This is a genomic window from Nocardia sp. CDC159 (assembly GCF_023740735.1).
GTDB classification, from domain to species: Bacteria; Actinomycetota; Actinomycetes; order Mycobacteriales; family Mycobacteriaceae; genus Nocardia; species Nocardia pulmonis.
Window position 1 is genome coordinate 133,863 of record NZ_JAMRXH010000014.1, and the last position, 18,988, is coordinate 152,850.

General features: G+C 68.4%; 17 protein-coding genes. 11 read left to right on the forward strand and 6 right to left on the reverse strand.

The features are described from left to right. The first annotated feature begins 237 nt into the window (after nucleotides 1-237). From NDR87_RS27120 to NDR87_RS27145, 6 genes are all read left to right on the forward strand, one after another. Nucleotides 238-1,410 carry a TauD/TfdA family dioxygenase gene (locus NDR87_RS27120; RefSeq protein ID WP_251915982.1) on the forward strand — a complete coding sequence of 391 codons (1,173 nt, stop codon included), beginning with the start codon at nucleotides 238-240 and terminating at the stop codon, nucleotides 1,408-1,410. Continuing rightward, nucleotides 1,364-2,326 (forward strand): ornithine cyclodeaminase family protein, encoded by a 963-nt coding sequence (locus NDR87_RS27125; protein ID WP_251916129.1) that lies wholly within the window; start codon nucleotides 1,364-1,366, stop codon nucleotides 2,324-2,326. The genes NDR87_RS27120 and NDR87_RS27125 overlap by 47 nt, the downstream gene beginning before the upstream one ends. Nucleotides 2,327-2,349: 23 nt before the next feature. Then, on the forward strand, nucleotides 2,350-3,642 hold the full coding sequence (locus NDR87_RS27130; protein ID WP_286014126.1) for a Y4yA family PLP-dependent enzyme: 1,293 nt from the start codon (nucleotides 2,350-2,352) through the stop codon (nucleotides 3,640-3,642). 40 nt (nucleotides 3,643-3,682) lie between these two features. Further along, nucleotides 3,683-4,705, forward strand: coding sequence for a PLP-dependent cysteine synthase family protein (locus NDR87_RS27135; RefSeq protein WP_251915986.1), 1,023 nt, complete (start codon nucleotides 3,683-3,685; stop codon nucleotides 4,703-4,705). Between the two features lie 77 nt (nucleotides 4,706-4,782). Beyond that, nucleotides 4,783-6,126, forward strand: coding sequence for an MATE family efflux transporter (locus tag NDR87_RS27140; protein WP_251916131.1), 1,344 nt, complete (start codon nucleotides 4,783-4,785; stop codon nucleotides 6,124-6,126). Nucleotides 6,127-6,252: 126 nt separating this feature from the next. Continuing rightward, nucleotides 6,253-7,206 (forward strand): phosphodiesterase, encoded by a 954-nt coding sequence (locus NDR87_RS27145; RefSeq protein WP_251915988.1) that lies wholly within the window; start codon nucleotides 6,253-6,255, stop codon nucleotides 7,204-7,206. Nucleotides 7,207-7,234: 28 nt separating this feature from the next. Here NDR87_RS27145 and NDR87_RS27150 read toward each other — a convergent pair whose 3' ends face one another. Continuing rightward, entirely contained in the window at nucleotides 7,235-8,686 is a 1,452-nt protein-coding gene (locus tag NDR87_RS27150) for a stealth family protein (RefSeq protein ID WP_372494298.1), read from the reverse strand. A gap of 555 nt (nucleotides 8,687-9,241) precedes the next feature. Here NDR87_RS27150 and NDR87_RS27155 point away from each other — a divergent pair. The 4 genes from NDR87_RS27155 to NDR87_RS27170 all read left to right on the forward strand — a co-directional run bounded on the left by NDR87_RS27155 (nucleotide 9,242) and on the right by NDR87_RS27170 (nucleotide 11,405). Then, complete coding sequence (locus NDR87_RS27155; RefSeq protein ID WP_251915989.1) at nucleotides 9,242-9,697, forward strand: flavodoxin family protein; 456 nt, start codon at nucleotides 9,242-9,244, stop codon at nucleotides 9,695-9,697. 111 nt (nucleotides 9,698-9,808) lie between these two features. After that, nucleotides 9,809-10,285 (forward strand): hypothetical protein, encoded by a 477-nt coding sequence (locus NDR87_RS27160; protein WP_251915991.1) that lies wholly within the window; start codon nucleotides 9,809-9,811, stop codon nucleotides 10,283-10,285. Nucleotides 10,286-10,289: 4 nt separating this feature from the next. After that, nucleotides 10,290-10,586 carry an MTH1187 family thiamine-binding protein gene (locus tag NDR87_RS27165; protein ID WP_251915993.1) on the forward strand — a complete coding sequence of 99 codons (297 nt, stop codon included), beginning with the start codon at nucleotides 10,290-10,292 and terminating at the stop codon, nucleotides 10,584-10,586. Nucleotides 10,587-10,676: 90 nt separating this feature from the next. Continuing rightward, nucleotides 10,677-11,405 (forward strand): NIPSNAP family protein, encoded by a 729-nt coding sequence (locus tag NDR87_RS27170; protein WP_251915995.1) that lies wholly within the window; start codon nucleotides 10,677-10,679, stop codon nucleotides 11,403-11,405. A 156-nt stretch (nucleotides 11,406-11,561) separates the two neighbouring features. Here the strand turns inward: NDR87_RS27170 and NDR87_RS27175 are convergent, their stop codons facing one another. Further along, nucleotides 11,562-12,089 (reverse strand): cupin domain-containing protein, encoded by a 528-nt coding sequence (locus NDR87_RS27175; RefSeq protein ID WP_251916134.1) that lies wholly within the window; start codon nucleotides 12,087-12,089, stop codon nucleotides 11,562-11,564. Nucleotides 12,090-12,118: 29 nt separating this feature from the next. Between NDR87_RS27175 and NDR87_RS27180 the strand changes: the two genes are divergently transcribed. Then, the gene (locus tag NDR87_RS27180; RefSeq protein ID WP_251915997.1) at nucleotides 12,119-12,556 is read left to right on the forward strand and encodes a MarR family winged helix-turn-helix transcriptional regulator; all 438 of its coding nucleotides are present in this window, start codon (nucleotides 12,119-12,121) and stop codon (nucleotides 12,554-12,556) included. Nucleotides 12,557-12,835: 279 nt separating this feature from the next. Here NDR87_RS27180 and NDR87_RS27185 read toward each other — a convergent pair whose 3' ends face one another. The 4 genes from NDR87_RS27185 to NDR87_RS27200 all read right to left on the reverse strand — a co-directional run bounded on the left by NDR87_RS27185 (nucleotide 12,836) and on the right by NDR87_RS27200 (nucleotide 18,833). Continuing rightward, the gene (locus tag NDR87_RS27185; RefSeq protein ID WP_372494303.1) at nucleotides 12,836-13,549 is read right to left on the reverse strand and encodes a MazG family protein; all 714 of its coding nucleotides are present in this window, start codon (nucleotides 13,547-13,549) and stop codon (nucleotides 12,836-12,838) included. Nucleotides 13,550-13,590: 41 nt separating this feature from the next. Beyond that, a complete protein-coding gene (gene mfd / locus NDR87_RS27190; RefSeq protein WP_251915998.1) occupies nucleotides 13,591-17,208 on the reverse strand; it encodes a transcription-repair coupling factor in 3,618 nt (1,205 codons plus the stop codon). 146 nt (nucleotides 17,209-17,354) lie between these two features. After that, nucleotides 17,355-18,002 carry a TetR/AcrR family transcriptional regulator gene (locus NDR87_RS27195; protein ID WP_251916000.1) on the reverse strand — a complete coding sequence of 216 codons (648 nt, stop codon included), beginning with the start codon at nucleotides 18,000-18,002 and terminating at the stop codon, nucleotides 17,355-17,357. Nucleotides 18,003-18,218: 216 nt separating this feature from the next. Beyond that, nucleotides 18,219-18,833 (reverse strand): TetR/AcrR family transcriptional regulator, encoded by a 615-nt coding sequence (locus NDR87_RS27200; protein WP_251916138.1) that lies wholly within the window; start codon nucleotides 18,831-18,833, stop codon nucleotides 18,219-18,221. Nucleotides 18,834-18,988 lie beyond the last annotated feature (155 nt).

The following is an 18,988-nucleotide window of genomic DNA, read 5'->3' on the forward strand; positions in this document are numbered from 1 at the left end:
CCAAGGCTAACCTAATGAGTTTGCGATACGGGAGCAGCATTCGTCCACGCGGGCGCGGATCCGATCGAGTGCGACGATCAGCCAACAGTCGGCTATCGTGCCACCGTTCGTTAATGCCCTTCAGCTATTTTCGAAACACTCTTAGGTAAGCCTTGCTTAAGCTCCCGCGAGCGGCTAACTTCGCACACCGAGTCTTCACCACCTGCTTCACCTACGTTGCGAAGAAGGGAACACCTGGTGAAAAACGTTCTGTGCGAACGTCATACACCCCCACCTGGGGCTCTCGACGAGATCGAACGCCGGGAACTGCCCGCGGCCGCCGCCGAATCGGTTCGCGCCACCGCCGCCGCGATCGCCGCCACAATCGAAGATATGCCGGGATGGTCCGCCCGCAGCGCCACGACCCTCACCGATCCGCGGTTGATCGACCTGATCGATGAGCGCGCGGCCGCCCTGCCCCGAGCCGTGCGGGACGCCGTGCGCCCACCGGCCACCACCGCGGGCGCGGCGATCGTGTCCGGCATCCCGCTGCACGAGGGCGAACTGGGCCCGACCCCGCGCGACTGGCGCCAGGCCGCCGCGTGGAGCGGCGACGCCCAGCTGCGGCACGCGTCGCTGGAACTGGATTTGGCGATGCTGCTGCTGGCGCGCTGCGCGGGTGAGCCGTTCGGCTGGGAGGGCCAGCAGGGCGGGCGGCTGGTGAACAACATCGTCCCCTCCCCCGGCCACGAACACGAACAGTCCGGCGCCAGCAGCACCACGCTGCTCAGCCCGCACACCGAGGACGCCTTCCATCCGGAGCGGGCGCACCTGTTGATGCTGGGCTGCCTGCGCAATCCCGATCTAGTCGGCACCACCGTCTCGTCGGTGCGCCAGATCGAGCTGGACGAGCGGCAGCGGCTCCGTCTGCGGGAGCCGCTGCTGCCGATCCTGCCGGATGTCTCCTACGGCACCGATTTCCACCACCATCCGGCGAGTCCGGTGGCGACCATCGGCGGCGCGGCGGACGCGCCGACGCTGCGCTACGACCCCGCCTACACCCCGCTCGACGACGCCGACGACGAATACCGCCGCGCCTACGCCCATCTCGGCGCGGAGCTGGAGCGGGTATGCCGCGCCGCGGTGCTGCGCCCGGGTGAGCTGCTGCTGGTGGACAACGACGTGGTGGTGCACGGCCGAGTACCGTTCACCCCGCGCTACGACGGGACCGATCGCTGGCTCAAGCGGGTCAACATCCGGCTGCCCCGCCGCCGCACTCCCGCCGAGCACGGCGAAAGTGGTTACGGACAGCGAACGGTCACGCCTTTCGGATCGAAGATGAACGAGGAAGACCGTGAGTACCACCAAGCCCACCCCGCTACGGATTCTGAGCCGCAGCGACCTAGCCGACGTTCCGATCACCCCGGGTGAGGTGGTGCGCGCCGTCGAAGACGCGTATCTGGCCCTCGCGGCGGGCGAGTCGGACAATCCGCGCAAGCTCAGCGTCGCCCATCCCGACGGCTGGTCGGTGGCCTACGCCATGCTCGGCCGCGACGGGCGACGCCGGGTGGTCGCGATGAAGACCTCCTACAAGTTCGATCCGAGCCACGATCGCAGCACCAAGCGGTACTACACCACGATCACGCTCTACGACGACGCGACCGGCATGCCGATCGCCATGATGGACTGCGCCCGCGTCGGCGCGGTGCGCACTCCGGCGGCCTCGGCGCTGCTGGTGCGCGAGACGATGCGCCCGGATGCGCGCAGCGTGCTGCTCATCGGCACCGGCACCCAGGGCAGGCATGCCCTGCCACATCTGCTCGCCGCGAATCCGCAGTTGGATCGGCTGATGGTGTACGGCACGCACGAGGAGGGCCTGAAGGCGGTTCACGACCAGCTGGCCGCCTATCGCCCCGGACTGGAGCTGCGCACCGTCGCCGACCCGCGGGCCGCCGCCCGCGCGGCCGACGTCGTGCTCGCCACCGCCGGGCCCGGCACCGCCGTCGCGCTCGAATCCGCCGATCTGGCACCGGGTTCGGTGGCGGTGCTGGTCGGCTACGGTCTCGCGCCCTCGGCGCTGCACGACGCCGACCGCGTGATCGCCACCAGTGCCGAGCAGATGGCGCTCACCGGAACCGATATGGCCGGACCGGACGGCAGACTGCGCCCCGTCGACGCCGAACTGCCGACGATTCTGGCCCGCCGCGCCGTGGGCCGCCGCGGCGACGACGAACGCATCTTCGTCTACAACAGCGGCCTGGTGCTCACCGATGTCGCGGTCGCGCACGCCCTGGCAGAACGAGCCATCGGTGAGGGACGAGGAACGGAGGTACGTCTGTGGGACTGATCGCCCCGAGCATCGCCGCACCCATGCCCGCCCATCGAGACGAGTGGGAGCGGCGGTTGCTCGACGACCCGAATCTGCTGGGCGACATCGCCTTCGCGATCGGCGGACCGTTCCATGTGATGTATCCGGCGCGGGTCGGGCACAACATCGACGGCTTCCACGCGGTGTTCGAGCGGTCGGGCGTCGAGGGTGCGATCTACTACGGCAAGAAGGCGAACAAGGCCGCGTGCGTGGTACGCGCCTGCGCCGACCACCGGGCGGGGATCGATGTCGCCAGCACCGGCGAGCTGACCGCGGCGCTCGCGCACGGGGTCCGCGGCGACGAGCTGATGGTGACCGGCCCCGCGAAATCCGATGAGCTGCTGTGGCTCTCGGCCCGGCACGGGGCCCTGATCGCGATCGACGAACTCGGCGAACTGGCCCGCCTCGTCGCGCTGGATCTTCCGGCGCGGGTGCTGCTGCGGGTGCTGCCGCCGGGCTCGTCGAGCCGGTTCGGCATGACCGAGGCCGAACTCCAGGCCGCTCTGACGCACACGCCGCTCGGCGCGGTGCGCCTCGAGGGCTTCAGCTTCCATTTGTCCGGTTACGATCCTATTGCCCGGGCCGAGCTGGCGGCGGCGCTGGTGGAACGCTGCCGCGCCGCCCGGGCGCTCGGACATCCGGTGCGCACGATCTCCATCGGCGGCGGCTTCGCCGTGGACTACGTCCCGGCCGAGCACTGGCGGGCCTTTCGAGCGGGTGCGGGCCCGCACTGGTTCCACGCCGACAAGCGCTTCGACGACTACTACCCCTATCACTGCCCCGCCCCCGGTCCCGCCATGCTCGCCGCCATCCTGGACCATGGCGATCTGGCAACGAGCCTGCGCGACAACGATATTCGCCTGGCCATCGAACCCGGCCGGGCGCTGCTGGATCGCGCGGGCAGCAGCGTGTTTCGCGTACAGGGCGCGAAAACCCGTACCGTGCAGGGACATTCGTATCAACTGCTGACCGTCGACGGGACCAGCCTGAGCCTGTCGGAACAGTGGTTCGACAGCGAATACCTGCCCGACCCGGCGCCCTGGCCCACCCGGCCGGGCGCGCCGGGCGCGGCGGCGGTCGGCGCGGCCACCTGCCTGGAATCGGACATGCTCAGCTGGCGGCGCATTCCGCTGCCGCGCGCCGTCGAGGTGGGCGATCTGCTCGTCTATCCGAATACCGCCGGTTATCAGATGGACTCCAACGAGTCCCCGTTCCACCAGCTGCCGATCCCACCCAAGGTGGTGCTGCACGACGCACCCGAGGGACGGTTCCGCTGGACGATCGACGCCGGGTGACCGGCGACCCTCACCCATCAGCCCACCCGAGGAGATACGCATGCCACTCGTCCGCCGAGTGACGGATCTGATCGGCAACACCCCGCTGTTCGAACTCGCGACCACCGCGACGGGCACGCGGTTGCTGCTCAAGCTCGAGCAGTTCAACCCGACCGGCGCCGCCAAGATCCGGATGGCCCGGGAAATGGTGCTCGATGCCGAGCGGCGCGGTTTGCTGCCCGATGGCGGGCATATCATCGAGTCGACATCCGGCAATACCGGACTGGGTCTGGCGGTGGTAGCGGCCGAACGTGGGTATCGCTTCACCGCGGTGGTCGATCACCACGCCTGCAAGGACAAGCTGCGCGCGATGAAAGCCATGGGAGCCGAATTGGTCTATGTTGCCGACGACGGCGACGACAGCCTGGCCACCTCGGCGCGAGAGGATCTCGCCGAGGCGATGGCCGCCGCCCGCCCCGACGCCTACTTCACCGAACAGCACAACAACGACGCCAACGCGCTCGGCTACTACGCGGTCGCCGAAGAATTGCTGGAGGATCTCGGCAGCGTCGACATCCTGCTGTCCGCGGTCGGCACCGGCGGCTCGCTGTTCGGTACCGCGCGGCGGTTGCGCGAACTCGGCTGTGCGCCGCGGGTGATCGGCGTGGAGCCGGTGGGCTCGATCGCCTTCGGCGGCGAGGGCGGCCCGTACTGGCAGTCCGGCACCGGCACCCCGCCGGGCGCCACGGTCGGCACGGCCGTCGACTACTCGCTGCTCGACGAGGGTGTGAAGGTCACCGACGTGGCCGCCTTCGCCACCGCCCGCGCGGTGGCGCGACGCAACGGCCTGCTGCTGGGCGGGTCGGCGGGCGGGTCGGTACACGCCGCGCTCATCCGACTCGAGGAGTTCCCGCCGGGCTCCACGATCGTCACGATCGTGTGCGACGGCGGCGAGAAGTACTTGGATACGGTCTTCGACGACGACTGGATGGCCGAGCGTGACCTGCTCGACCCGGCCACCGAACGCGAGGTGTTGCAATTGCTGGATCGTTACGCCCCGAGCAGCCTGGTAGGGGCGTCGTGAGGACGAGGTTCGCGACGTTCGCCGCGGCGGCGGAGGGAGACAGCCGACAGCTGACCGCGCTGGCAACCCCGATCGCCATGACCCAGCTGGCGCAGGTCGCCGTATCGACGACCAATATCGCCCTGATGGGGTCGCTCGGCATCAGCCAGGTCGCCGCGGGCGGCCTGGCGCTGACGCTGTTCAACCAGATCCGCACCATGTGCGTCGGCCTGATCACCGCGACCGGTAATCAGGTCGCCACGGTGCTCAGCCGCGCCGAGAAGCGCAAGACCAACCCCGCCAACGAGATTCGCGATGTGGTGCGGGCCAGCTTCCTCATCGCCACCGTCGCCGGACTGCTGGGCGGGTTGGTGCTGATCGGGCTGGGCTGGGCGCTGCAGTGGCTCGGCCAGGACGCGAGCGTGCTCGCCGAGGCGCGGCCCATGATGGTGGCGCTGGCGCCCGGCCTGCTGCCGTGCCTGTGGTTTCAGGTGCTGCGCCAGTACTCGGTCGGCATGCAGCGCCCGCAGGCCCTGCTGATGGTGACGCTCGGCTCGGTGGCGCTGAATCTCGTACTCGCCCTGGCCCTCATGCACGGCTGGGCCGGACTGCCCGCGCTCGGGCTCACCGGCATCGGCATCGCGACCTCACTGGTCTTCCTGATCACCTTCGCCGTGCTGTGGGCCATGGTCCGCCACGACGCGGAAATCGGTGCGACCCTGCCGATTCGGATGTGGCCGGTGCGCTGGCGCACGATCGCGGCCGAATTGCGGCTGGGCACCCCGATCGCGCTGACCTACGGGTCGGAGGCGGGGATGTTCTCGGTGCTGGCGCTGGTGATGGGCACCTTCGGTCCGGCCGCGCTGGCCGCGCACAACGTGGTCTATCAGCTGGTCTACATCGTGTTCCAGGTCGCGGTCGGCCTGTCGCACGGATCGTCGATCCTGGTCAGCAAGGCCGTGGCGCGCGAGGAGTTCCGCCATGCCCAGGGCCTGGCCTGGCTCGCGCTGCGCCACGCCGCGGTGGTCGCCGCGCTGGTCGGCGTGGCCTACCTCGCGGTACCGGATCTGGTGCTGCGACTGGGCTATATCGCGGGCAAGGACGACGACACCGTCCGGCTCGCGCACACCCTGCTGCTGATCGCGATCGTGCTGCAGTTCTTCGACGCCGCGCAGAACATCGGCAACGGACTGCTGCGCGGGGTCAAGGACACCCAGGCCGGATTCCGGCTGTCGCTGGTGGGCTACTGGGTTGTGGGATTGCCCACAGCGCTGCTGCTGGCCTTCCCGCTGGGACTGGGCGCGGCCGGGGTGTGGTGGGGGCTGACGGCCGGGCTCGCCGCGACCGCCGGGCTGATGCTGCGGCGGTATTTCGCGCTGCTCGCCCAGCGCCAGCAGGCCGAGCGGCGTGTGCTGGCAGATAGCTTGCCGGGGGCGAGCTGACACGGAATTCTCACCCTGACGTAAGCATGTCGTCACCGTGCGCGGGGAACGTGGTAGTAGGGGCTTCGCTAAGCTGACGCAGGAGCCCCGAAGCCAATGGCGAGCAACCTTGCCGGGAGGAGTCCGGTGCACATCAGCAGAGTCGCGGAGTATCCGCGACCGGACCATGTTCTGTTCCATTTCAGCGACACCCACCTGATCGCCGGGAACGGCGAGCTGTACGGGACCGTGGACGCCGAGCGGCGGCTGCGGCAGCTGCTCGATCAGGCCGAGGCCAGTCGCATCACCCCGACCGCGATCGTGTTCACCGGCGATCTCACCGATCACGGCGAGCCCGGCGCGTACGACCGGCTGCGGGAGCTGGTCGAGCCGTTCGCGCGGCGGGTGGGCGCGCCCGTGGTCTGGGTGACCGGCAATCACGACAGCCGGGCCGCGCTGCGCGAGCACCTGCTCGACGAGGCGGGCTCGACCGAACCGCTGGACCGAGTGCACACTTTCGACGGGCTGCGCATCGTGGTCCTCGACACCACCGTGCCCGGGCAGCACTACGGCGAGATCTCCGACGCCCAATTGGATTGGCTGCGTTCGGTGCTGGCCGAACCCGCGCCCTTCGGCACGATTCTGGCCATGCACCACCCGCCGGTGCCGTGCATCCAGGATCTGGCCACGACGGTCGAATTACGCGATCAACGCCGCCTCGCGGATGTGCTGGACGGCACCGATGTGCGCAGCATCCTCGCGGGCCATCTGCACTTCTCCACCACGGCCACCTTCGCCAGCATTCCGGTCTCGGTGGCCTCCTCGGCCTGCTACAGCCAGGACCTCGCGGTGTCCGAGGGCGGTCAGCGCGGCCGCGACGGGGCCCAGAGCTTCAATTTCGTACACGTCTACCCCGACACCGTGGTCCACTCGGTCGTGCCGATCGATCGCGGCCCGACGGTCGGCACCCCGGCGACCCCCGAGGAGGCCGCCGAGCGGCTGCGGAAGGAGGGCATCGTGATCCTGCCCGCCGGACGCATACCGCGCGGCCTGAAGGGCCGCGCCGCAGCTCCCGAATCCGACGGCGAAGCGGTCTGCTGACCGCCCCGCCGCCGCGTCCCGACTCCGCTCAGGCGGCGCCTGGCTCCAGCGCGGCCAGCGGATCGCCCTCGACGACCCGCTCCCACGGCGCGGGCTCCGGGAAGTAGGTCTGCAGGAACTCCGAGACCGCGCGCACCCGCTCGGCCTCGGCGACCTCCGGGAAGCTGCCGTCGTTGAGGCAGAAGAAGTCCACGTCGCGGCGCTGGGCCAGCCCAGCGAGCAGGGCCAGTCCGGAGTGGCTGGTGGTGTCGACGTAGCGCATCCGGGCCGCCTCCTGCGGCACCGCGCGCCCGGTCAGCAGCGCGTAGTAGTGATACAGCGAATTCGTGACCGAGATATCGGTGGCCGAGCGGAAGCGGCTGTCGCGGGTACGCGCGAAATCCGCGGCGAACTCACGCTCCATCTCCAGCAGCACGCTGCGCCGCAGCGGCACCGGCGTGTGCTCGAGATGCCGGGTGATGACATGTCCGAACCGCTGCCGCAGCAGCTGCCGGTTCACCCGCGCCGCGTTCTCGAACCCGCTGCGCCGCTCGGTGTTGACACCCGGCCCGATGCGGGTGCCCGCCTCGACGAACCGGCTGATGCCCGCCGGGGTGAAGAACATCGACGGCCGCACCGGCCGCGCGAAGAACATGTCGTCGTTGGAGTACAGGAAATGCTCCGACAGCCCCTCGATGTGCTGCAGCTGGCATTCCACCGCATGGGAATTGAAGACCGGCAGCCCACTGGTATCCGAAAAGTGGTCCGCCGCACGGACGATGGTGACCTTCGGATCGTCGGCGAGCCAGTCGGGCACCCTCGAATCGGTGGCGATGAAGATGCGCCGAATCCACGGCGCGTTCTTGTGCACCGAGCGCAGCGCGTACTTCAGCTCGTCGATCTGGCGGATCCGCGCGTCGGCGTCGTCACCCTCGCCGACCACCACCTGTGCGAGCATTCCCGCACGGCGAGCGCGGAATTCGGGATCGGTGCCGTCCACCCAGGAGAAGACGATATCGATGTCGAAGCCCACATCGGTGGGATGCGGGGCGAACATGCCGTCCAGCGTCGGCCAGCTGGTGTCGAACAGCAGCACGGTGGTGTACTCCACGTCGGCCACGTCGAATACGTTGCGGGTCAAGGCATTCGGGCGCGGGCATTCGACTGTGTCGCCGTGGTGGTCCCACAGCTCGAGCTCCACGTGATGCGCCGGATCCAGATCGCGACCGAGCCGGAACACGTTGGGGCGCATCTCGTTACAGGAGAATCCAGCGACCATCGCCGCACCCAGCACCCGGCGCAGCGCCAGCCGGTGCGCCGAATCCACCGCCAGTACCAGCCGATGATCGGAATCGCGCACCAGCAGATACGGCACCTCCGCCGCGGTCAGCTCCCCGCGCAGATACCGCAGATCCTCGACCACCGCCGTCGAGACCGCCAGATTGGCCACCACCGCCGGACCGGTGGTCTCCATCGCGTCGAACGCATCGAATTCCGTCATCACCGTCTCCTGACTCGGAACGGACCCGCGCGGTCCCACCCAAGGACCCCGGGTCGAATCACCCATGGACACACACAGACACACACCCACACCCCCCGCCGAGATCAGCGGAGGGCGACGCAAACGCCGATCAGCGCGCTAGCACAGCCGCGCGGTGAGACTGTTCGGGAAAGCCGCCCACAGCCGATGCCGATAAGACCGGAATCCCATTGCTCTCACCTCACTCGCGGCGGGACGCGCGAACGCGTCGTACTGGATGCTGCTGCGTTGTCTCCACCTGGAAGCGGTGAACGACTCGCTTCACCGGACGGTCATCGGCCGGTTACTCGCGTGTTCCCGTGCAGACGGGAAGCTGTAACGAATGATGCAACCGCCGGTACCTGTTCGTCAATCGAAACCGTCACAGGTGTGCCCGGTGTTTTCCTGCTCGTAACGAGAACAGGCCGAGCCGTCGGTTTGCGGCACTCGTCATACCTCGACCAGTGTACAGGTTAGGGTAGGCTTACTCCCGGGGTGAGGATGTGTAGCTGGGCGTTTGCGAACCGAGGAGACGGTGTGCGGATTGTGATTCTGTTCGGGACCGAGATGGGCACCGCGGAGCTGGCCGCGGACGCGATCGCCGACGTGCTGGCGACCGCGCACGATGTCGCGATCTACGATATGTCGGATTTCGACGTCGACGATCTCGATACCGGCGACTTCCACGTGCTGGTCTGCTCGACCTATGGCACCGGCGAGCTGCCCACCGGCGCCGAACCCTTCTTCGACCAGCTCGACGACCGCCTGCCCGACCTCACCGGCCTGCGTTTCGCGGTCTTCGGCCTGGGCGACTCGGTGTACGGCGACACCTTCAACCGGGGCGGGGAGATCTGCGCGGAGAAGTTCCGCGCCCGGGGCGCGGTTCAGGTCGGTGAGCACGGTCGCCACGACAACTCCGGCCTGGCGCGACCGCAGGATCAGGCGCGCGAGTGGGCGCAGCGGCTCACCGTTCCCGACCTGGCCAGAGCATGAGTTAGGGCTGCCTTACGGACAATGGCCTGATCAGGCCTGCGGCACAACGGTTTACACTGCTAGCCATGCGCGGTCCAGCCCGCCGCGCGAGCCGACCGTGAGGTGACGAAGATGGTAGCCGGAGCCCGGGAACGTCAAGAGCCCTCGACCGAGCATCCCGAATTGGATGTTCTACCGGAGTGGCCGCTGGACACGATCGGGGTGTTGGTGACCACCGATCCGGCGCCGCACGCCATCCCGGTGTCGTGGCCGGTGCGCGCCGGTGACCGCCGAATTCTGTTGAGCCTCAAGTCCGATCGCGGCTCGCTGGCCCGGTTACGCGCGCAGCCGGAGGTGGCGCTGCTGATCCTCGGCGGCGGCGATGTCGCGCTCTGCGCACGCGGCGCGGCGCGGGTTATCGCCGATCCGTTGCCGGGTGCCGACGACTACGTCGGCATCGCGCTCGATGTCGAGGTGATCGACGATCATCGCCAGTCCGCCTTCACCATCGCGGCGGGTATTCAGCGCACCGTGCTCGACGAATCCGAACTGCGCTATCTGGAATCGCGTGTCGCGACCCTGCGCCGGCTGGCCGCGAACGAGAATTGATCCCATGATTGCAGCGTTTTCGGTCAGTCCGCTCGGTACCGGCGAGGACGTCGGGCGAGCCGTCGCCGAGGCCGTGCGCGTGGTGCGCGCCAGCGGCCTACCCAACGAGACCAATGCCATGTTCACCACGATCGAGGGCGAATGGGACGAGGTGATGGACGTGATCAAACGGGCCACCGATGCCGTCCTGGCCGCCGCGCCGCGCGCCAGCCTGGTGATCAAGGCCGATATCCGTCCCGGTGTCACCGACGCGATCACCGCGAAGGTGGCCAGTGTGGAACGATATCTGGCCGAGGACTGACATACCGCGGACGCGGAGGTGGCCAGATGTTGACGAACAAAGGCTATCTGGCCACTCGTCCAGGACTTACCGGTGCGGCATGGTGAGCCCATGACCGAAACCCTTTGGCCACTATTGGAATTGCGCCAGTACACGCTGCGGCCTGGAAAGCGGGACGCGCTGATCGATCTGTTCGACCGGGAATTCGTGGAGACGCAGGAATCCGTCGGCATGCGCATCGTCGGCCAGTTCCGCGACGAGGATGATCCGGATCGTTTCGTGTGGGTGCGCGCCTTCGCCGATATGGATTCGCGCCGTGCGGCTTTGACCGCGTTCTATGTTGAGGGCCAGACGTGGCGCACGCATGCACCGGCGGCCCGCGCGACGATGCTCGACACCAGCAATGCCCTGCTGCTGCATCCGGTTTTGGCGACCGACGATCTCGGTGCGCAATTCGTCCGGCCCGGACCGGAAGCCACCGAACTGCCCGAGTCGCGCATGCTGATCACCATCCACTACCCCAACATCCCCACCGCCGAATTCGCCGAATTCTTCGAGGACCACGTGAGCCCCGTCCTCATCGACAATGGCGCCGAGCCGCTCGCCTGTTACGAATCCCACCGGGCCCACAATGATTTCCCCGCTCTGCCGATTCGCGACGACGAGGTCTTCGTCTGGTTCTCGCGCTTCGATACCGCCGAGGATCTGGACGATCATCTGAAATGCCTGGCCACCTCGCACAACTGGACCTGCCGCCTGGAACCGGAGCTGTCGAAACGCCTTGCGGCCCCGAGCGATCGCCTACGGCTGGCTCCCACCGCGCGATCACTGTTGCACTGAACGCGTCGAGATCGCCTGCGGTCTGGGCATATCCGTGCCCAGGCCGCGCTGTGCCCGGGGTCAGCGGGCGTCGGCGGCCAGGCCGAAGCCGAGCGCGATCAGGACGGCCGCCAGGGCGCATTCGATGCGCTGGCGAACGCCGTTGCGGCGTGGGCATCAGCCCCGCAACCACCGCCGCTCGTATCCGAGCGCGCGGGCCAGCCGGGCCAGCGGCCCGAGGACGACGCGCTGCACGCGAGCCGGAACCCCCGCGAGATAACCGTCCTGGTACTCCCACAGCAGCGCCAAGGCCAGCGGATCCCACGGGACACCCGCCCGAGTGGTCCTTCCCGCGGCGTCCAGGGCCTGCCAGAGCCGGAACATCTCCCAGTGCCGCAGCGGCGGCCTGATCTCGTGGTCGATGACGGTCTCGGGCGCCTCGGTCCAGAACTCGTGCACCGCACGCGGGCCCGCGGTGAGCGAATCACCCTGTCCGGCAATGGTTTCGACGCCGTCGATGCGGAATCGCAACCGTCCCTGCCGTACGGTCCACGATTCGGTGAGCACCGGATGCCAATGCGGCCCGGCCTCCCGCCCCACCGCGGGCATCCGATGCCGCAGCCGCAGGAACGGCCCGCGCTCGTCGGCGCCGTTGTCGAGCAGCGTCACCGAGTGACCATTGCGGAACGTCAGCGTGGTTCCCATGGTCAAGATATAAAGGTAGCCTTCCTATTGTGTCAACAGCCGATCCCAGCCTGCTGAAACTGCTGGTCCAACTCACCCGATCCGTTGAACAGGACCTCGAGGAGAAACTCCGCGCGGAACTCGACGACCGCCTGCGCCCCGCCCACTACGCGGTCTTTCGCTACCTCGCCCCCACCGGCTCACGCATCGGCGACCTGGCCGACGCCGCCGGTATGACGCAACAGTCCATGGGCGAACTGGTCACCCATCTCGAGCGCTGCGGCTACCTGGAACGCCGCCCCGACCCCACCGACCGCCGAGCCCGCCTCGTAACCACCACCGCCTCCGGCCACACCGCCCTCACCCTCGCCGCCACCCACATCACCGCCATCGAACACCGCCTCCGCGAGGCCATGGGCGCCCCCGCCCTCACCAACCTCCGTCACCTACTCGAACGCGCCCAACAGGCCCTCGCAAGCTCGGGCTGATAGGAGTCGCTCGAACTGGGGCCGCGGTCGGGCCAACGCAGTCGCCCCAGGCTGATGCAGTCTTCCCTTCGTACTGATACGACCACCCTCAGCTGATGCATTGGTGCTCAGGCTGATGGGTTGCACTCGGGCTGATGGGTTGCACTCGGGCTGATGGGTTGCGCGGGCCAATGCGGCGCGGTCGGGCTCATGGCTCATGGAGTGCGCTCGGGCTGATGGGATCGCGGTCGGGGCGACGGCGGGGCTGGGGTTGGTGGGGAGCGTTGTGACGGGAGCTGATCAGCGGGGCCAGTAGGTGCGCCAGTCGGCGGCGGTCAGGGGGGTGCGTTCGCCGCGGGCGGTTTCGGCGGCGTCTTCGGTGGTGCGGATGGTGTGGGCGAAGGTCAGGGCGGCCTTGCGGAGGTGTTCCTCGGCGCTGTGGGGGCCGCCCAGGTGGACCACGCGGAGGTGGTCGGGGATGAGGTCTTCGGGGAGGCCCGCCTTGCGGCTGCGGGAGAGGATCTTTTCGGCCAGGGCGAGGGCGGGCTGGGCCAGGGCGATGCCGTCCAGGCAGGAGCGGCGGGCCTTTTCGGTGGATTTGCGTTCCTCCCAGGCCTTTTCCTGGGCGGCGATCTTGTCCTCGACGGTGGCGTCGGGGTCGATGCGGGCGTCCAGCAGGTGCGGGCTGCGGTGAACCAGCTTGGTCACCAGCGCGGCCGCCACGTCGTCGACGGTGAATTCGCCCGCCGCCTCGGCGATCCGGGAGTGGAACAGCACCTGCAGCAGCAGATCGCCCAGCTCCTCCTTGATGGTTTCGACATCACCGTGCTGAATGGCGTCGAGCAGTTCGTAGGTCTCCTCGAGCAGGTACGGGCGCAGCGAATCGTGGGTCTGGGTGACCTCCCAGCCGCCGAAGTTCCAGAGCCGGTCCATGATCTCCACCGCACCGGCGAGGTTGCGGGCCATGCGAATCGAGTCCGCCGCCGAATCCTCTTCGCGGCCCGCGCCGTTCATCGAGGCGGGCGCGGTGGCACCGGAATCCTGGTGCGCCGCACTCATCGCGCCGTCGACACCTCGGTCGCGACCCGAAGGTCGACCGTGCCCTGCGGCTTTCCGTCCAGCGCCAGCAGCAGATCCGCGACGAACTGCAGCAGTCGCACATCGCGAATGCGCCCCGCGCCCACGCTGTCCTCCACCCGCGGCAGCGGCAACTGCACGATACCGGTGGTCGGCCGGTAGGTCGCGGTGGGATACAACCGCTTGAGCCGCAACTGTTTCGAATCGGGCAGCTGCATCGGCGAGATCTTGAGCGTCGTCCCGGTGACGCCGACCTCGGTGATCCCGTACTCGCGGCACAGCAGCCGCAGCTTGGCCACCGAGACCAGCCGCCCGACCTCCACCGGCAGCGGGCCGTACCGGTCGACGAGCTCCTCCACCACGGCCGCCAGCGCCGAATCGTCCTGCGCGGCGGCCAGTTTCCGATAGCCCTCCAGGCGCAGCCGATCGCTGGCGATGTAGTCCGGCGGAATGTGCGCGTCCACCGGCAGATCGATGCGCACCTCCTTGGGCTCCTCGTCGGTGGTGATCGGCCGCCCGTCGGCCGCGGCCCGATACGCCTCCACCGCCTCGCCGACCAGTCGCACGTACAGATCGAAGCCCACACCCGCCACATGGCCGGACTGCTCGGCCCCGAGAACGTTTCCGGCGCCGCGGATTTCGAGATCCTTCATGGCCACGGCCATACCCGCGCCCAGATCCGAATTCTGCGAGATCGTCGCCAGCCGGTCGTAGGCCGTCTCGGTGAGCGGCTTCTCCGAGGGGTAGAGGAAGTAGGCGTAGCCGCGCTCGCGGCTGCGCCCGACCCGCCCGCGCAGCTGATGCAGCTGGGACAGGCCGAGGGTGTCGGCGCGCTCCACGATCAGCGTATTGGCATTGGAGATGTCCAGGCCGGTCTCGATGATCGTGGTGCACACCAGCACGTCGAATTCGCGCTCCCAGAAGCCCTGCACGGTCTTCTCGAGCGTGTCCTCGTTCATCTGCCCGTGCGCGACGGCGACCCGGGCCTCGGGCACCAGTTCGCGAATCCGCTTGGCCGCCTTGTCGATCGAGGACACCCGGTTGTGCACATAGAACACCTGACCGTCGCGCAGCAGCTCGCGCCGGATGGCCGCGGCCACCTGCTTGTCGTTGTAGGCGCCGACATAGGTGAGCACCGGATGGCGCTCCTCGGGCGGGGTGAGGATGGTCGACATCTCGCGGATTCCAGCCAGGCTCATCTCCAGCGTGCGCGGAATGGGGGTGGCCGACATGGTCAGCACGTCGACGTGCGTACGCAGCGCCTTGATGTGCTCCTTGTGCTCGACGCCGAAGCGCTGCTCCTCGTCGATGACCACCAGGCCCAGATCCTTCCACCGCACGCCGGTCTGCAGCAGCCGGTGGGTGCCGACGACGATATCCACATCGCCGGAGGTCATGCCCTCCAGCACCGCTCGTGACTCGCCCGGATCGGTGAAGCGGGACAGCCCCTTGACCGTGACCGGGAAGCCCGCCATGCGTTCGGTAAAGGTCTGCAGATGCTGCTGGGCCAGCAGCGTGGTCGGCACGAGCACCGCCACCTGCTTACCATCCTGCACTGCCTTGAACGCCGCGCGCACCGCGATCTCGGTCTTGCCGTAGCCGACGTCGCCGCAGATCACCCGGTCCATCGGGACGGCCTTCTCCATATCGGCCTTGACCTCGGAGATCGCGGTGAGCTGGTCGATGGTCTCGGTGAACGCGAAGGCGTCCTCCATCTCCTGCTGCCACGGGGTGTCGGGCGCGAACGCGTGCCCGGGCGCGGCCTGGCGCGCCGCGTACAGCTGCACCAGCTCGGTGGCGATCTCGCGAACGGCCTTGCGCGCCTTGCGTTTCGTATTGGCCCAGTCCGAGCCGCCCAGTTTGGACAGGCTCGGCATCTCGCCGCCCACGTAGCGCGACAGCTGATCCAGCGCGTCCATCGGCACGTACAACCGGTCGCCGGGCTGGCCGCGCTTACTCGGCGCGTACTCGATGACCAGGTACTCCCGCCGCGCCCCGCCGACCGTGCGCTCGATCATCTCCACGAATCGGCCGATGCCGTGCTGATCGTGCACGACCAGATCACCGGCCGACAGGGCCAGCGGATCGACCTGATTGCGGCGGCGGGCCGGGAGCTTCTTACCCTCGCCGGGCGCGGTGACCCGGTTGCCGGTCAGATCCGATTCGGCGATGACGACCAGCTTCGCGTCGTCGAAGACGATGCCGTCGTGCAGTGATCCGCACACCACGCCGACCAGCCCGCGCACGGGTTCGGCGCCCGGATCCAGCGCCGCCGCGGGCACCTCGGCATCGGCCAGCCGCTCCAGGAAACGTTGTGCCGTACCGTGTCCCGCGACCACGATGACCGCGCGCCCCCCGGTGGTGACGTGCGCGCGCAACGAGGCGAAGACCGTCGCCACCAACTCGTCGGAGCCGCGCGCGGCGGGCGCGGCCAGCACCGGCAGCACCACCTCGGCCGGATCGTCGGAGGACAGCGGGCTCAGCGTCCACCACGGCAGGCCGCGCTCGTCGGCATCGCGATGGATCTCGTCCAGATTGCGGTAGGCCGAGGCGGCCAGGTCCAGGCCGTGCGCACCCAGCGGGGCCGCGCCGCCGAAGGAAGCGGCCGTCCACGACGCCTCCAGGAACTCCTGACCGGTGCGCACCAGATCGGCCGCGCGGGTGCGGATCTTCTCCGGATCGCACAGCAGCACATGGGTGCCGTCGGGCAGCACATCGGTGAGCAGTTGTAGCTTCCCCGGCCGCAGCACCGGCAGCAGGGCCTCCATGCCCACCACCGGAATGCCCTGGGCGACCTTCTCCAACATCTCGACCAGCGCGGCATCGGCCGGATTCTCCGCGGCGACCTCCGCCGCCCGCAGCCGCAATTCCTCGGTGAGCAGCAGCTCCCGACACGGTTGCGCCACAATGACATCCACCTCGACGTCGGGCAGCGAGCGCTGATCGGCGACCGAGAACGGGCGCAGTTCGGTGATCTCGTCGCCCCAGAACTCCACGCGCACCGGATGATCTGCGGTGGGCGGGAAGATGTCGAGAATGCCGCCGCGCACGGCGAATTCGCCGCGTTTGCCGACCATGTCGACCCGCTCGTAGGCGAATTCGACCAGGCGCGTGACCAATTCGTCGAAGTCGTGCTCGACGCCGACCTTCAGCAGAACGGGCTCGATGTCGCCCAGGCCGGATGCCATGGGCTGCATGAGCGATCGCACGGTCGTCACGACGACCCGCAGCGGTTCGGCGTGGACCGGATCGGCGGGATGCGCCAGCCGCCGCAGCACCTCCAACCGCCGCCCGACGGTGTCCGCGCTCGGCGACAACCGCTCGTGCGGCAGCGTCTCCCAGGACGGGAACAGCGCCACCGTGTCGCCGAGGATCTCGGTCAACTCGACCGTGAGATCGTCGGCCTCCCGCCCGGTCGCGGTCACCACCACCAGCGGCCGCTGCCCCGCGACCGCCGTCGCCACGAACGGCCGCACCGCCGACGGCGCCACCAACCGCACCGCCGAGCGCCCGATCAGACCAGTGACCTGCGCCAACGCGACGTCGGCAGCGGCCACCGCGGCCAGTCCCGCAAGAGGTGGACGACGGGTGGGCATGAACAGACTCCTGGGCACGAATCGGGAATACCGATGACTCAGGCGAGTCTAGTGCGCGCTACCGACAGGATTCTTCCCGGCCGAAAGCATGCCGGGACCCGAGGTGCGAGGGCACGGCACGTAGCGCCGGAACCCGAGGTACGGGGTCACGGCACGTAGCGCCGCAGCCGCCGGGCCGCGAATTCGCGGAAGTAGGCGACCTTTTCCTCGGGGACGATCGAGGGCAACAGGAAGTACCACACGCGTTCCATGCGGACCGCCATCTGATCGATGGAGTCGGTGCCGACGGCGGTGATGTGGACCCCGGCGGTCATTTCCTGCAGCAGCAGGCCGATGGTTTCCGGGTCCAGCTCGGGCTTGAGGTCGCCCTGGGCGATCGCGCGCTCGGCCAGTAATCGGTGGGTCTCGCCCCAGGTCTTGGCGATGTTCTCGCCGGTGGCGCCGCGGTAGTCGCCGATCTGGTGGGTCAGCTTCAGCATGGCGCCGACCATCGGATCGTTCATGGTGAGGTCGGCCACCACATAGGTGATGCCGATACACGCCTCGAGTGCCGGGACTCTGGGATCGAAGAAGCCCTGGCAGGCGCTGACCAGACGCTCGTTGCCCTGGTCGACCACGGCGCGCGCCAGCTCCTCCTTGGAACCGAAGTGAAAGTACAAGGCGCCCTTGGTCACATTGGACTGCGCGATGATCTCGCTCAGGCTCGCATTCGCGTAGCCCAGTCGGAGAAAGACATCGGCCGCGCCGGCGAGAACGGAATCGCGAGTGATCTCCGCACGCGCTTGCCTAGCCATCAGATCCGCCTGTCATCAAACCAGCCATCCTGAAGTAGACCGACATCCCGAAGTTGACCGACATCACAGCTCGAACAGCACTCGAAGGATGGGTGAACCGTACCACCCGACCGGCCCTTGCCAGTGGAATCGAGCATTCAGACCAGCCTCCGTCGCAAATTTTGGGTTAACTGTCCAGTTCCGCCCCCATTACCCCCTGCTCGGTGCGGCGAGGACTCAGGTGCCCGCACCGTGCGGCCACTCGGAGGCCAGTTGGGGGTCGGCCTCGAGGTGGGTCAGGCCGTTCCAGCACAGGTTGACCAGGTGCGCGGCGACCACCTCCTTGGAGGGTTCGCGCACGTCCAGCCACCAGGTCGCCGCGGTCGCCACCATGCCGACCAGCGCCTGGGCGTAGAGCGTGGCCAGGCTGGTATCGAAACCGCGCCGCTCGAAGTCACCGGCCAGGATGTGCGCCACCTGGTTGACCGCCTCGTTGAGCAGGCTCGAATAGGTGCCCTCGGCGGCCGAGACCGGCTGGTCGCGCATGAGGATCCGGAAGCCGTCGGTCCGCTCCTCCATATAGGTCAGCAACGCCAGTGCCACCTGCTCGAGCCGCACCCGAGAGCGATTCTGGGTGAGCGAGGAGACGATCATGTCCAGCAGCGTCGACATCTCCCGGTCCACGACAACGGCGTAGAGCCCCTCCTTGCCCCCGAAGTGTTCGTACACAACGGGTTTGGAGACCTGGGCACGCTGGGCGATCTCCTCGATGGAGGTGGCGTCGTAGCCCCGCTCGGCGAACAGCGCCCGACCGATCTCGATCAGCTGCTGACGCCGCTGAGTCCCGGTCATGCGTTGCCGCGCCGACCGGCTCACCTCTCCCGACGTCATCGATCCCACCAACCCTTCGCTGCGCGCGCTGCTACCCCATGCCGCAACCTCACCTGCGACAATTGTTCCAACCGTCTGTACCCTATCGACACGGCGACCGGAAATCGGAGAAGCGG